This window comes from Mycobacterium sp. IS-1742, assembly GCF_001500125.1.
Taxonomy (GTDB): Bacteria; Actinomycetota; Actinomycetes; order Mycobacteriales; family Mycobacteriaceae; genus Mycobacterium.
In genome coordinates, this window is sequence record NZ_LQIV01000020.1 from 29,725 (window position 1) to 43,825 (window position 14,101).

General features: G+C 69.4%; 14 protein-coding genes. 3 read left to right on the top strand and 11 right to left on the bottom strand.

The annotated features are described in order from the left end of the window. Position 1: 1 nt before the first annotated feature. The 10 genes from AU196_RS13615 to AU196_RS13660 all read right to left on the bottom strand — a co-directional run bounded on the left by AU196_RS13615 (position 2) and on the right by AU196_RS13660 (position 10,186). Positions 2-784 (bottom strand): alpha/beta fold hydrolase, encoded by a 783-nt coding sequence (locus AU196_RS13615; protein ID WP_059095607.1) that lies wholly within the window; start codon positions 782-784, stop codon positions 2-4. A gap of 70 nt (positions 785-854) precedes the next feature. Further along, positions 855-1,358 (bottom strand): nitroreductase/quinone reductase family protein, encoded by a 504-nt coding sequence (locus AU196_RS13620; RefSeq protein ID WP_059095608.1) that lies wholly within the window; start codon positions 1,356-1,358, stop codon positions 855-857. 9 nt (positions 1,359-1,367) lie between these two features. Then, the gene (locus tag AU196_RS13625) at positions 1,368-2,105 is read right to left on the bottom strand and encodes a DJ-1/PfpI family protein (RefSeq protein WP_059095609.1); all 738 of its coding nucleotides are present in this window, start codon (positions 2,103-2,105) and stop codon (positions 1,368-1,370) included. Positions 2,106-2,116: 11 nt separating this feature from the next. Beyond that, a complete protein-coding gene (locus tag AU196_RS13630; protein WP_059095610.1) occupies positions 2,117-3,082 on the bottom strand; it encodes a GlxA family transcriptional regulator in 966 nt (321 codons plus the stop codon). A gap of 160 nt (positions 3,083-3,242) precedes the next feature. Then, the gene (locus AU196_RS13635; RefSeq protein WP_059095611.1) at positions 3,243-3,824 is read right to left on the bottom strand and encodes a TetR/AcrR family transcriptional regulator; all 582 of its coding nucleotides are present in this window, start codon (positions 3,822-3,824) and stop codon (positions 3,243-3,245) included. 4 nt (positions 3,825-3,828) lie between these two features. Then, positions 3,829-4,752, bottom strand: coding sequence for an oxygenase MpaB family protein (locus AU196_RS13640; RefSeq protein WP_059095612.1), 924 nt, complete (start codon positions 4,750-4,752; stop codon positions 3,829-3,831). Between the two features lie 60 nt (positions 4,753-4,812). Further along, positions 4,813-5,949 (bottom strand): LLM class flavin-dependent oxidoreductase, encoded by a 1,137-nt coding sequence (locus AU196_RS13645; protein ID WP_059095613.1) that lies wholly within the window; start codon positions 5,947-5,949, stop codon positions 4,813-4,815. Positions 5,950-5,994: 45 nt separating this feature from the next. Continuing rightward, entirely contained in the window at positions 5,995-6,957 is a 963-nt protein-coding gene (locus tag AU196_RS13650) for an o-succinylbenzoate synthase (RefSeq protein WP_059095614.1), read from the bottom strand. A 19-nt stretch (positions 6,958-6,976) separates the two neighbouring features. Then, the gene (locus tag AU196_RS13655; RefSeq protein WP_059095615.1) at positions 6,977-8,545 is read right to left on the bottom strand and encodes a long-chain-fatty-acid--CoA ligase; all 1,569 of its coding nucleotides are present in this window, start codon (positions 8,543-8,545) and stop codon (positions 6,977-6,979) included. 30 nt (positions 8,546-8,575) lie between these two features. Further along, complete coding sequence (locus tag AU196_RS13660; protein ID WP_059095616.1) at positions 8,576-10,186, bottom strand: amidohydrolase; 1,611 nt, start codon at positions 10,184-10,186, stop codon at positions 8,576-8,578. A 170-nt stretch (positions 10,187-10,356) separates the two neighbouring features. Between AU196_RS13660 and AU196_RS13665 the strand changes: the two genes are divergently transcribed. Continuing rightward, the gene (locus AU196_RS13665; protein WP_059095617.1) at positions 10,357-10,821 is read left to right on the top strand and encodes a YciI family protein; all 465 of its coding nucleotides are present in this window, start codon (positions 10,357-10,359) and stop codon (positions 10,819-10,821) included. On the opposite strand, the gene AU196_RS13670 is transcribed toward AU196_RS13665, so the two are convergent. Beyond that, the gene (locus AU196_RS13670) at positions 10,818-11,069 is read right to left on the bottom strand and encodes a DUF3253 domain-containing protein (protein ID WP_059095618.1); all 252 of its coding nucleotides are present in this window, start codon (positions 11,067-11,069) and stop codon (positions 10,818-10,820) included. The genes AU196_RS13665 and AU196_RS13670 overlap by 4 nt on opposite strands. Positions 11,070-11,129: 60 nt before the next feature. Between AU196_RS13670 and fadD8 the strand changes: the two genes are divergently transcribed. Then, entirely contained in the window at positions 11,130-12,770 is a 1,641-nt protein-coding gene (gene fadD8 / locus AU196_RS13675; protein WP_502687258.1) for a fatty-acid--CoA ligase FadD8, read from the top strand. A 73-nt stretch (positions 12,771-12,843) separates the two neighbouring features. Then, positions 12,844-14,100, top strand: coding sequence for an RNA polymerase sigma factor (locus AU196_RS13680; RefSeq protein WP_197415786.1), 1,257 nt, complete (start codon positions 12,844-12,846; stop codon positions 14,098-14,100). Position 14,101: the final 1 nt, after the last annotated feature.

Here is a 14,101-nt window from a genome sequence, read left to right on the forward strand (position 1 = left end):
GCTACAGGATATCGGCGAAGAATTTCAGCGCCGCGGCGTTGACCTCCTGCGGCCGTTCGATGAAGCCGAGGTGGCCGGCATCGGCGATCTCCAGGTACCGCCCGTGCGGCATCGCGTCGGCGACCTCCTTGCCCAGGTGCGGGGGCAACAGGACGTCGTCGGCGAACCCGATCACCAGGGTGGGGATGCGGATGCTGCGGTAGGCGGGCAGGCGGTTGTCCTTCGGCCCGACCGACCCCTGTGTCCGCAGACCCGGGGTGTACTTGGTCGGCCACATGGTGAACATCTCGATCCAGTCGCCGATCGCGCGGTCGTCGTTGATCGTCTTGGGTGAGAAGTTCTCCAGCACACGAACTTTCGCGTCGTACCGGGGCGGCAGCGTGACGCCGGCGTCGACCAGTTCGCGTTCGGCGTCGGAGAAGAAGTTGCGGGCACGATCGTGACGGCCACGGGTGGCCATCAGCACGGCGGAGCGGACGAGTTCCGGGCGGGCCAGCATGAGTTCCTGGGCGATGAAGGAGCCCATCGACACCGCCACGATCCGGACCGGCGCCGCACCCAGTTTCTCGATCAGCGCGGCGGTGTCGGCGACCATCTGCTCGACGCCGAAGCCCTCGGCGTTCTCGGTGGCGCCCACGCCGCGATTGTCGAAGGTGATGGCCCGGTAGCCGTTGCGCACGAACTCCGGGACCTGGTGCAGGTGCCAGGTGCGGCCGGCGCCGCCGCGACCGGCGATGAACAGCACCGGGATGCCGCTGCCGCGATCGTCGTATGCGAGATTCACGCCTCCCGACGCTACTCGACGGCGAATTCGGTGTAGTTGGTCGCGCCCAGCGCAACGAACTACACCGAAATCACTCGGCGACCTCGGTGAACGCGAGGATCGGGATGGTGCGGCCCTGCGTCAGCTTCTCGTAGTCGGCGTAGCTGGGGATCCAGTTCTTCGCCAACTCCCACAGCCGGTCGCGCTCGGCGCCGGTGACCTCCTCGCCGAGGAAGGTGCCCTCGTAGCCCCCCGCGGTCAGCGTGACGCGCGGCTGTTTGCGCACGTTGTGGTACCAGGCGGGGTGGCGGCGGCCGCCGTAGTTCGAGGCGACGACGATCACCCTGCCGTCGTCGGTGAAATAGGTCAGCGGTGTGACGCGCTGTTCGCCGGTCTTCGCGCCGACCGAGGTGAGCAACAACTCCGGGGTGACCATCGCCGTGGACACCCGGCCGCGGCTGAGGCGCAGCAGCGGCGGGTCGATCCGCGGCACGATGTGACGAACCAGATAGCGCACCGGCCGGGGGCGCAGCAGCCGTGCGCCGACCTTCAGCATCGGCGAGCCTGCGGTCGGGTCCACCTCGGGTATGCCCATGCGGCGATCCTATGCAGACGCCCTCCGGCGGCCCCTGCGCGTGCGGACGGACTGCAGTGCGGTGTCCCACAGCAGCTTCGCCGACGGCCCGAGTTGGCGGTGGGTGACGAAGGTGTCCTTGCCCAGCGCCGCGGTGGCGGCGGCCTTCGTGGCGGCCGACGCCTTCGACACGTGGCCGGAGTCGAACGGCGGCTGCGGGTCGTACTCGAGGATGAGTTGCGTGGCCTTCGCGTGGTCCTCGCCCGCGATCTGCCCGGCCAGCCACATGGCCAGGTCGATGCCGGCCGAGACGCCGGCGGCCGTGACGACCTTGCCGTCACGCACCACGCGTTCGTCCCCGACGGGGGTGGCGCCGAAGGTCTTGAGCAGCGGGACGGCCATCCAGTGCGAGGTGGCGCGCCTGCCGTCGAGCAGCCCCGCGGCGGCGAGGACGACCGATCCGGTGCACACCGACGTCGTCCACTCGGTGGTCTCGTCGGCGGTGCGGAGCCACGCGAGCAGCTTCTCGTCGCGCGCATGTTCCATGGAGGTGGGGCCGCCCGGTACGAGCAGGACGTCCGGCGAGGGGGTCTCGTCGAACGAGTGGGTGGCCCCGACCACCAGCACGCCGGAGTCGGCGGTGACGGGTCCGGGTTCGTGCCAGACGAAGCGGATCTCGGTGTCGGGCAGATTGCGCAACACCTCGTAGGGGCCGATGAAGTCGAGTGCGGTGAAGCCGGGATAGAGCACGATCGCGATCTGGGGCATGGCCGGTCCTCTCAGGCGGTGAACGTCTTGCGGTAGTGGTCGGGTGAGACGCCGAGCCTCCGGATGAAGGTGCGGCGCATGGTTTCCGCGGTGCCGAAGCCACAGCGGGCGGCGATCGTGGTGACGGTGTCGTCGCACTCCTCGAGTTGGCGGCGCGCGGCTTCGGTGCGGACGCGTTCGACGTAGGCGCCGGGGGTTTCGCCGACCTCGGCGGTGAACACCCGGGTGAAGTGACGCGGGCTCATCGCCGCGCGCCGGGCCAGGTCGGTGATGCTGTGCGCGGCACCGGGTTCGGCCTCGACGGACTCCTGAACGTCGCGGATCGGGGCGCGTTTGGCGCGTGGCGTCCACACCGGCGCGGCGAACTGTGTCTGCCCGCCGGGGCGGCGCAGGTACATGACCAGCCAGCGGGCGACGGTCTGCGCGGCCTCGGTGCCGTGGTCGTCCTCGACGAGTGCCAGCGCGAGGTCGATGCCCGCGGTCACCCCGGCCGCGGTCCACACCCGGGGAGAACTGCGCACGAAGATCGGATCGGGGTCGACGGCGACCGCGGGATAGCGGGCGGCGAGGCGTTTGGCGAAGGCCCAGTGGGTGGTCGCCGGACAGCCGTCCAGCAGACCGGCCTCGGCGGCGAGGAAGGCGCCGGTGCAGACGCTGACGACACGGCGGGCGTGTGGGGCGGCGGCGCGCACCCAGCCGATGAGATCCGTGTCGGCGAGCGCATCCTCGGTGCCGGCTCCACCGGGCAGGACGAGGGTGTCCAGCGGACTGTCCGGCCGCGGAAGGGGTTCGGCGGCCAGCGAGAGGCCGGTGCCGGTGGTGACGGGCCGACCGCCGAGCGAGCCGATACCGACCCGGTAGCCCTCGGCGCCCTCGGCGGCGAGGTATCGCGTGGCGCCGGTGAACACCTCGAACGGGCCGACGAGGTCGAGCGCCTGGATGCCGGGGAACCCGACGATCAGCACGGATCTCGTCATGGGTTCAGTGTGTCGGTCGCAATGCGTGGCGTCTACGCCATGGATCCCACAGATCAGGCCATCCGCGCGGTCGCCCATCCGCGCGTAACGCTGCGGCGCCCAGAAGGCTCGACTTCCGCCGTGGCGTCACGCAGCCCGGAAAAGTGGGCGTCTGCACGTACTAGCGGACCAGCGGCGCGAGGTGGGTGCGCGCATAGCGGGTCACCGCATCGTCGTCGGTGACGTCGAGGACGGGGGTGCTCACCTGGACCAACGACGCCGCGAGGCGGATGTGCATCTCGGACACTGCGAGCAGGTCGTCGTCGGCCATGGTGGCGCCCGCGGCCCGCAGCGCCCTGGCCATCGCGATGGCCGCATTGACCAGGAACACGCGCGCCTCGTCGTACATCCCCACCGTGGCGGTGAAGTCGCCGTCGAGTTGCAGGAACCGCCGCATGACCGGTTCGCCCGTCAGCAGCCGGACCCCCTCCCGGAACGCGGCCACCGCGGCCTCCTGCGGATCGGCGCCCCCGCCGACGGTCTGCAGCCGCGCCATCGCGAAATCGAAGGTCTGCCTGCCGAGTTCGGTGATCAACGCGTCGCGGCTGGGATACCGGCGGTACAGCGTGCTGCGGCTCACCCCGGCCTGGCGGGCGACGACGTCCATGCTCAACCGGCCGACGCCGACGAGCGCGACCTCCTCGGCGGCGGCCTTGAGGATCGCGGCTTCCTGTTCGGACCGGTTGGCATTGGTGCGACGCATCGGCTCAGCCCGCCGGACACCCGGGCGGAGGCGCGAACGACTCGAGCGCGACGGACCGGTGCAGCCGGACCAGCTTCTCGTATTCGATCCTGTTGCGGGCCAGCGGAATCAGCAGCAGTTTGTCGGGCAGTACCCGCCACGCCACCTGGAGCAGGCGGCAGTACAGATCGAACTCCCGGTCGTGACGGGCCTGCCAGTCGAAACCGGTCATCTCGCGGATCCCCGGGTGCAGGATCCCGAACGAGCACACCTTCACGACGCGTCCGGCGACGGGCCGCAGCAGCAGCCACGGCGGGGTCAGCGCCCGCCGGACCGGGGCCGGCAGCAACAGCGTCGGCAGCGGCAGCCGGGTCAGGTCGGTGGTCACGCGTTGCAGAAACGGGTTCGCGCGCAGTTCGGTGGCGACCATCGCGTCGTAGTACGCCACCGCCTCGGCGTAGGTGGCAGGCAGTTTGGCGTTCTTCCCGGGCAGTTCAAGGCCCCGGAAGGCGTCGAGCAGTTGCAGATAAGCGGCGTCACGTTCGGCCTCGGAGAGCGTGATGCCGGTGCACGGCGTGAACGAATTCAGCACCAGGAAGATGCCGCTGACCGCGATCCAGTTCCACAGCTTCGGGTCGAGCGCGCTGTAGCGGACGTCGGCGAAGTCACCGCTGCCGCGTCCGCGTACGTCGCGATGCAGCAGCTTGAGCCGCTCGGACTCGGCGACCCGGTCCTCGGCGTCGCCCCAGATGGCCAGAAAGGCCGAAAACCCGCTGCGGACACCACGATCGGCGAAGTTCGCGGCGAACCGGCCGGTCCTGTCGACGGCGGCGGCCACCGGCACCAGGGCCACCTCGTCGAAGGCGGCCGCACCGAAGAAACCGCCGAGCGTGCTACCGCTGTGCTTGCGGAACTCGCGCATCACCCTCGGTCGTATGGCGCCGACCATGTCGCCTCCAGCCGTCGACGTTGACACAAAGACTATGCGTTTGTGTCAATATGTCAACGGCTACAGTCGCTTGAGCATCCGCACCACCTTGTAGAACGGCACCGACGCCTCGACGCTGCGCCGCAAGCTGCGCTGCAAGAAGGTGACGTTGAGCAGAACGACGTGGCGTACACCGCAATCCCGCCACTGCGCCGCCTTCTCGACGATTTCGTCCGGCGTGCCGATCAAACCCAGATGCTTGACCACCTCGGGCGGCACGCCCTTGGCGTACGACAACGCGGTCTGTTCGTCCCAGCCCTGGGGCATGATGTCGTGCGCGCCGCCGAATCCGGCCCCGAGCGGATGGGTCGCGCCGTGCTGAGCGAACGCCGAGTCCGGGATGTTCAGCGCGCCGGCCCGGACCACCTCGGACTCCAGCGCTTCATCGAGCAGGTCGCTGGTGCTGGCCGTGAGCGTCGCCAGCACCACCGCGGGCACGATCGACATCGGATCGCGGCCCGCGTCGGAGGCCGCGCTGCGCACCGCGTCCAGACGGAGCGCGTACTCCCGCGGTTCGGTGAGGAACGCGGGGAAGTACCCGTCGCCGTACTTGCCGACCGCGCGCAACATCCGCGGGCCGTGCGCGGCGATCCATATCGGCGGCCATTTGCCGCGGTACGGCGGAAGCGCGAACACCGCGTTGCGCAACGGGAAGTACGGCGAATCGCGGTTCAGCAGTTCGCCTTTGGAGTCCCACAACGCCCGGATGGTGGCCATCGCCTCTTCGAAGCGCGCGACCGGCCTGGACCAGTCGACTCCGTAGGGTTCGTTACCCTCCCGCTCCCCCGTGCCGATGCCCAGAACCGCCCTTCCGCGCGTGAGCAGATTGAGGGTGCAGGCCGCCTGCGCCGTCACCGCGGGGTTGCGCCGGCCGGTGTCGGTGACGGCGACACCGAGTTGGAGCCGGCCGATCCTGTTGCGCGCGGCCAGGTTTCCCAGCATCGTCCACGGCTCCATGTAGGCGTCGACGGACGGGGTGATCTTCGCCGTCTCGCAGTACTGCGGCTGCCACAGCGCCTTCGGGAACAACGCGTTGAGGTGATCGGGAACCCAGAAGGAATCGACCCGGCTCGCCGCCGCTCCCAGATAATTCAGCCGGGTGACCGTCTCGGCCCTCGGCCGGCCCGCCACGATGAGATCGCTCAACCCCACCTGCATGTGCCCAGTGTCCTCGCGGCCGGATGTGTTGCCTAGAGGCGTTGATCAGCCCTCTAGCACTTGCAAACACTCAGCAACGCGGTGGATCCACCACTGACGCCGCTCCGGCGCCGCGGCCAACGCGGTGAGGCGGTCCGGGTCCGGCGCCACGGCCGTCACCGCCAGGTGACCGTCCACCGGAACGAGCGGCGCCGCGACGTCCTCGACGAACAGCCCACCGGTGCCCAACCCGCACGCATGGTCCAACCGCGGCAGCGCCGCCGCCGCGTACAGTCCGCCCGAGATGCCGACCGCCGAATCCAGCGCACTGGACACCACGACCGGGATGTCGATCTGCGTCGCGATGTCCAGCAGTGGACGCACCCCGCCCAGCGGGGCGACCTTGACCACCGCGACGTCGGCGGCGTGGGCCCGGACCACCTGCAGCGGATCGTCGGCTTTGCGGATGCTCTCGTCGGCGGCGATCGGGATGTCGATGCGCGAGCGCAATTCGGCGAGTTCCGGCACCGTCCGGCACGGCTGTTCGAGGTACTCCAGCGGTCCGTCGGCCGCCAGCGCCGCCGCGGCGGTCACCGCCTCCTCGACGGTCCAGCCGCCGTTGGCGTCCACCCGCACGGTCGGCACCGTCGCCCGCACGGCGTTCACCCGGGCGACGTCGTCGGCCAGCGTCTGCCCCGGTTCGGCGACCTTGACCTTGGCCGTCCGCGCCCCGGGGAACCGCGCCAGCACCTCGGGCACCTGCCCGGCGCTCACCGCGGGCACCGTCGCGTTGATCGGGATGCGGTCGCGCCGCGCGGTGGGCGGGGCCGAGTAGGCCGCCTCGATCGCCGACGCCAGCCACGTCGACGCCTCCGACGGTCCGTATTCGAGGAACGGCCCGAACTCCCCCCACCCGGCCGGGCCGTCGATCAGCGCCAGTTCGCGGACCGTGATGCCGCGGAACCGCACCCGCATCGGCAGGGATACGACGTGCAGGCGGTCCAGAAGGTCGTCGAGCGCGGGGTTCACCCCGTCAGTGTCGCCGACCTCACACCGTGGTCCGGTCCCGGCCCTCCCAGAACGGCTTGCGCAGATCCTTCTTGAGGATCTTGCCGGTCGGGTTGCGCGGCAGTTCGTCGACGATGTCGATGCTGCGGGGGCACTTGTAGCGAGCGAGCCGCTCGCGGCACCATTCGGTCAGCTCTTCTTCGGACGCCGAGTCACCCACTGCAACAACGGCTTTGACAGCCTCGCCCCACTTCTCGTCCGGCACGCCGATCACGGCGACTTCGGTCACCGCGGGATGTTCGGCCAGCACCCGCTCCACCTCGATCGAGTAGACGTTCTCGCCGCCCGAGATGATCATGTCCTTGAGCCGGTCCTCGACGAAGATGAATCCGTCGGGGTCGATGCGGCCGACGTCGCCGGTGCGGAACCAGCCGTCGGGAGTGACGGCCTCGGCCGTCGCCTCGGGTCTGTTGTGGTAACCCTTCATCAATTGCGGTGTGCGGAACCACAGTTCGCCCTGTCGGTCGGTCTGCACCTCCTCGCCGGTGTCGGGGTCGACGACCCGCAACTCGGCGTTGGGGATGAGCTGACCCGCGCTGACCAGCCGCTCCGGATGCTCGGTGTCGCGGTGCGCCTCGGGCATCAGATGGCTGATCACCCCGCACACCTCCGTCAACCCGTACACCTGGATGAAATCGGTGTCGGGCCAGGCCTCCAGGGCCTGTCGCAGCAGCGGGAGCGGCATCGGCGACGCGCCGTAGCAGAAGGTCTTCAACGCCCCGAACAACTTCACCGCGTCCGGGCCCGTGTCGAGCACCTTCGCGAGCACGGCCGGCACCAGGAACGTGCGGTTGGCTCCGGCGAGGATGGCGCCCGCGAGCGAGGCCCCGTCCACCTCGCGCGTCATCACGCTGGGAACACCGTCGTGGATCCCGAACTGCACGTACGACTGGCCGCCGACGTGGAACAGCGGCATCGACACCATGTTCTTGTCGCCCTCGTCGAAGCCCCACCCGTCGTGGGCGTTGACCGTGTGCGCGATGAGATTGGCCTGGGTCAGCTCGACACCCTTGGGCCGCCCCGTGGTGCCCGACGAATACATGATCACGCAGGTGTCGTCGGGTGAGACGTCCTCGGCGCGTCCAGCCGGCGTGGCCCCGGCGAGCAGCGCCTCGTACTCGTCGCCGTCGGCACCGTCGGGCGTCACCTCGATGACGTGCTCGACGTGGGTGAGCCGGTCGCGGATCCTGTCGATCGTGGGGCGCAGCTCGCGGCCCACGATCAGCACCGTGGCTCCGCTGTCGTTGAGGACGTAGTCGAGTTCGTCGCCGGCGAGCCGGAAGTTGACGACGGCGTTGGCGGCGCCGAGGGACGCCGCGGCGAACGTCGACTCGACACACGCCGGGTGGTTCTTGTCGAGGAAGGCGACCGCGTCACCGTGGCCGACGCCGAACCCGCTGAGCGCACCGGCGAGCCGGCGGACCCGGTCGTCGAACTGAGCCCACGTCCAGGTCCGGTCGAGGTAGACGACGGCCTCGCCGTCGGGTGTGGCGTGCGCCCAGTGGCTCAGCCGGTCATCGAGGAAACGGGGGTCAGGCAGCGCGGGCATACGACGAGCCTGCCATGACAACGGCAGTTGTCAGAGTTGTTTGGCGTAAACGCAGCGCCCCGCAAGGTAGGTGGCCACGACGTCCAGGCCGGCGATGTCCTCAGGCGGCACGCTGCGCGGATCGGCCGACAGAACCACCAGATCGCCGTACTTGCCCACCTCGATGGATCCGATCACGTCGTCGGCGAACAGCTGCCACGCGGCGTCGAGGGTCTGGGCGCGGATCGCCTGGTCGACGGTCAGCCGCTCCTCCGGCGCAAGGACCCGCCCGCTGGGCGCCGTTCGCGTCACCGCGACGCTGATGTTGCGCAGCGGTTCCTCCGGGGTGACCGGTGGGTCGTTGTGCAATGAGATCCGCATCCCGGTCGCGACCGCCGATCCGCAGGGCATCCACCGACTGCCGCGTTCGGGGCCGAACAACCCGTCCACGATGACGTCGCCCCAGTAGTGGATCTGGTCGACGAAGATGCTGCAGGTGACGCCGAGTGCGTGCGCACGCTTCAGCTGCTCGTCGGTGATGGCCCCGACGTGTTCGAGGCGCAGACGGTGATCGGGCCGCGGGTGGGATTCGAGCACCTCCTCGTACACGTCGAGGATCGTGTCCACCCCGGCGTCGCCGTGGACGTGACACGCCATCTGCCACCCCAGCGGGAAGTAGGCGCCGACGATCTCGCGCAGCTGCTCGCGGGTGTAGTTGGCGTGACCGCACGAGCCCGGCACCACCCCGATGGTCCGGGTGGCCGCGGTGTCGAGGTAGGGGAAGGTCAGGTCGACGTTGCCGATCCACGGCGAACCGTCGACCCAGATCTTGATCCCCACCTGGCGCACCAGATCGTCGCCGTCGCCCGGCCGCGCGTCACTGGTCATCTGCGGATTGGAGATCTCGTACGAGCGCAGCCGGATCGTGAGCTCGTCACGCAGCGCGGTGAGCATGGGCCGGAACACGGGGTCGAACGCCATGTCCGAACACGTGGTGAGGCCCGCACGGTTCAACCGCGCGCACTCGGCCACCAGCATCGACGGATAGTCGCTGGGCGAGACCACACCGGCGAGCAGCGGGAACACCGCCGCCGTCTCCTCGGCGGTGCCGTCGAGCTCGCCGGCGGCGTCGCGGCCGAAGCGCGCGCCCTTCGGATCCGGGATGTCGCGGTGGAGCCCGGCCCGTGTGGCCGCGACGCTGTTGAAGAACGCCTTGTGGCCGGAGTTGTGCAGGATCACCAGCGGACTGTCCGGCGCGATGTCGTCGAGCCACGCCAGCGTCGGATCCGGAAGGCCGTTCTGCAACAGCGGATCCCACCCGTTGAGGTAGGCACCCTGCCGGCCCCGCCGCGCGACCTCGCTGCGAATTGCGGCGACGACCTGGTCGGCGGAGGTCATGGTGACCGGACGGATGTCGACCATCCGCTCGGACAGGGCTATGGCCTCCATCAGCGGATGCCCGTGCGCCTCCACCAGACCGGGCAGTACGCAGCCCGTCCCGACATCGACCAACTCGGTGCCGGACCCGATCCAGGCCTTCACCTCGGAGCGGGAGCCGACCGCGACGATGCGGCCGTCGGCGACCGCGAGTGCCTCGGCGGTGGGTTGTGCGTCGTTGACGGTGAGCACGGTGCCGGTCAGGACGAGGTCGGCGATCGACATTGCCGCATGTTAGCGGGATGACCTGCGAGTACTCGGGAGCGACGAAAAAACTCCGGGTAAATTTCTGCGTCCGTGTCGATTCACGGTCACGCCGTTCGACGTATGTGCGAGGGGCACCCTGGTACAGAGACGAACACGCCCCTTCATCCACTCGAGAAGGAGACACACCAATGGCGCGTTACATGCTGATCATGCGGGTCGGACCGGAGGCCGAGATGGCCATGACCGAGCAGGACATCGACTTCGACCAGATCCTCGAATCGATGGGCCGGTTCAACGAGGAACTCATCAAGGCCGGCGTACTGCTGGGCGGCGAAGGCCTCACCGGCCCCGAGGACGGCTTCGTCGTCGACTTCAACTCCGACCCTCCGGTGGTGACCGACGGCCCGTACACCGAGGCGAAAGAGCTGTTCAACGGGTTCTGGATCCTCGACGTGTCCTCGAAGGAGGAGGCCAAGCAATGGGCGAAGAAGGTGCCGTTGGGGCCCGGCGTGAAGCTCGAGGTGCGGCGCGTGTCGGAGACCGAGGAGTTCCCGCAGGACAACCCGTGGGTGCAGAAGGAGATCCGGTGGAAGGCCGAACTCGCCGAGAAGGTCGCGGCGCAGGCCCGGGCCGACGCCGACAAGCTGGGCTAGGAGTCGTCCCTGGCGCGGATCCGGATGGGTCCGCGCCAGGCCGCGTCCGGGTCGAGCACCTCACCCTTCTGGGTGATCTCGACGTCTCCGGCCCTGGCCAGCTCGCGGGCGGTCTCGCGCGCCTCCTCCATGAGCTCGCGCCAGCCGTCTCCGCCGACCGCGCGTGCGGCGTCCGACGGACAGATGGTCTTGGCCGGCCCGCGCTCGCGTGCCAGGCGCAGGATCGTCATCCGAAGGTCGTCCCCCATGGCTCGAGTCAAGCCGAATCAATGGGGTCTGGCTAGAAATCTGGAACACGTTCTAGTCTGATGCCCATGACTCAGGCTGATGCTTCCTCGCGCGAGCGCTCGTCAGACGCGCAGCTCCGCCATTTCCTGCACTCCGGACACCTCACCGTGGGCGCGTTGAAGCGCCACAAGGACAAGCCGGTGCTGTTCCTCGGCGACACCACGATGACCGGCGGCGAACTCGCCGACCGCATCAGCCAGTACATCCAGGCGTTCGAGGCGCTCGGTGCGGGTACCGGCGCGGCCGTCGGCCTGCTGTCGCTCAACCGGCCCGAGGTGCTGATGATCATCGGCGCCGGCCAGACGCAGGGCTATCGCCGCACCGCACTACACCCTCTGGGCTCCCTGGACGATCACGCCTACGTGCTGTCCGACGCCGGGGTGACGTCGCTGATCATCGACCCCAACCCGATGTTCGTCGAACGCGCGCTGGGCCTGCTGGAGAAGGTGTCGTCGCTCGAGCAGATCCTCACGATCGGCCCGGTTCCCGAGGCGCTCTCCGAGGTCGCGGTCGACCTGAGCGCGGAGGCGGCCAAGTATCCGGCCAAGCCGCTGGTCGCCGCGGATCTGCCGCCCGACCACATCGGCGGACTGACCTACACCGGCGGCACCACCGGAAAGCCCAAGGGCGTCATCGGCACGACGCAGTCGATCACGACGATGACGACCGTGCAGCTGGCCGAGTGGGAGTGGCCGGAGAATCCGCGGTTCCTGATGTGCACACCGCTCTCGCACGCCGGCGCGGCGTTCTTCACCCCGGTGATCGTCAAGGGCGGCGAGCTGATCGTGCTGACGAAGTTCGACCCGGCCGAGGTGCTGCGCGTCATCGAGGAGCAGAAGATCACCGCGACGATGCTCGTCCCGTCGATGATCTACGCGCTGATGGACCACCCCGATTCGCACACCCGCGACCTGTCGTCGCTGGAGACCGTGTACTACGGCGCCTCGGCGATGAACCCGGTCCGCCTCAAGGAGGCGATCCGGCGGTTCGGCCCGATCTTCGCGCAGTACTACGGACAGTCCGAGGCGCCGATGGTGATCACCTACCTGTCGAAGAACGAACACGACGACAAGCGGCTGACCTCGTGCGGGCGGCCGACGCTGTTCGCACGCGTCGCGCTGCTCGGCGAGGACGGGAAGCCCGTGCCGCAGGGCGAGGTCGGCGAGATCTGCGTATCGGGTCCGCTGCTGTCGGGCGGCTACTGGAACCTGCCCGACGCGACCGCGGAGACGTTCCGGGACGGCTGGATGCACACCGGCGACCTGGCCCGGGAGGACGAGGACGGTTTCTACTTCATCGTCGACCGCACCAAGGACATGATCGTCACCGGTGGGTTCAACGTGTTTCCGCGTGAGGTGGAAGACGTTGTGGCCGAACATCCTTCGATCGCCCAGGTGTGCGTGATCGGCACCCCGGACGAGAAGTGGGGTGAGGCGGTGACGGCCGTGGTGGTGCTGCGGCCCGACGCCGACAGTTCCGAGTCGGCGGTGGAGACCATGACCGCCGAGATCCAGGCGTCGGTCAAGGAGCGCAAGGGTTCGGTGCACGTGCCCAAACAGGTGGTCGTCGCCGAGTCGGTGCCGATCACCGCGCTGGGCAAGCCGGACAAGAAGGCGGTGCGGGCGCAGTTCTGGCAGGGCGCGGGGCGCGCCGTCGGCTGATTTCTCACCGCGAGCAGTCACAGAATCGCGCTGACAGGCCGCAGAACACGCGATTCTGTGTCTGCTCGGCAGAATGGGCGCCGTGGGCTCCGACATCCAGCAGACCGTCGACGCGGTGTGGCGGATGGAAGCCGCCAAGATCGTCGCCACGCTGACCCGCGCCGTCGGCGATGTCGGCCTGGCCGAGGACGTCGCCGCCGACGCCCTCGTCGACGCGCTCACCCAGTGGCCGTCGACCGGGGTGCCGAACAACCCCGGCGCCTGGCTGACCACCGTCGCCAAGCGCAAGGCGATCGACCACTGGCGGCGCCAGGACAATCTCGGCGCCAAGTACACCGAACTGGCCCGCGACCTCGAAACCCGCCTCGACGAACCCGCGTGGGACCCCGACCACATCGACGACGACGTCCTGCGGCTCATCTTCGTCGCGACCCACCCGGCGCTCTCGCGGGAGAACCAGATCGCGCTGACGTTGCGGGTCGTCGGCGGCCTGACCACCGAGGAGATCGCCCGCGCTTTTCTGGCGCCGAAAGCCACTGTGGCGCAACGCATCGTCCGGGCGAAGAAGACCCTCGCCGACGCGCATGTCCCGTTCGAGGTGCCGCCCCGCGAGCAGTTCCCGCAGCGCCTCTCGGCCGTGCTGAGCGTCATCTACCTCATCTACAACGAGGGTTACTCGGCGTCCTCCGGACAGCGGTGGATCCGCGACGAACTGTGCCGGGAGGCGCTGCGGCTGGGCCGCATCCTCGCCGCGCTGGTACCCGACGAGCCCGAGGCGCACGGCCTGGTGGCGCTGATGGAACTGCAGACCTCGCGGTTCGCCGCACGTACCGACGACGCCGGCCACCCGATCATGCTCGAGGACCAGGACCGCACGAAGTGGGACCGCGCCCAGATCGGCCGCGGCGTCGCCGCGCTGCGCCGCGCGGCCGAGGCGGTCGACCGGCGCGGCACCGGGTGGGGTCCCTATTCGCTGCAGGCCGCGCTCGCCGAATGCCACGCGACCGCACCGTCGACCACCGAGACCGACTGGCGGCGCATCGTGACCATCTACGACGCCCTGCTGCAGATCGCCCCGTCGCCCGTCGTCGCCCTCAACCGCGCCGTCGCCGTCGCGATGGACTCCGGACCGGCCGCGGCGCTGCAGATCGTCGACGGCATCTCCGGGCTCGCGGACTCGTACCTGCTGCCGAGCGTGCGCGGCGAACTGCTGGCCCGCCTGGGCCGCGCCGACGAGGCCGCCGCGCAATTCGACCGGGCCGCCGAGCTCGCCGACAACGACCGCGAACGAGAGGTGTTGAGCGACAAAGCGGTCCGCCTGCGCCGGTGAC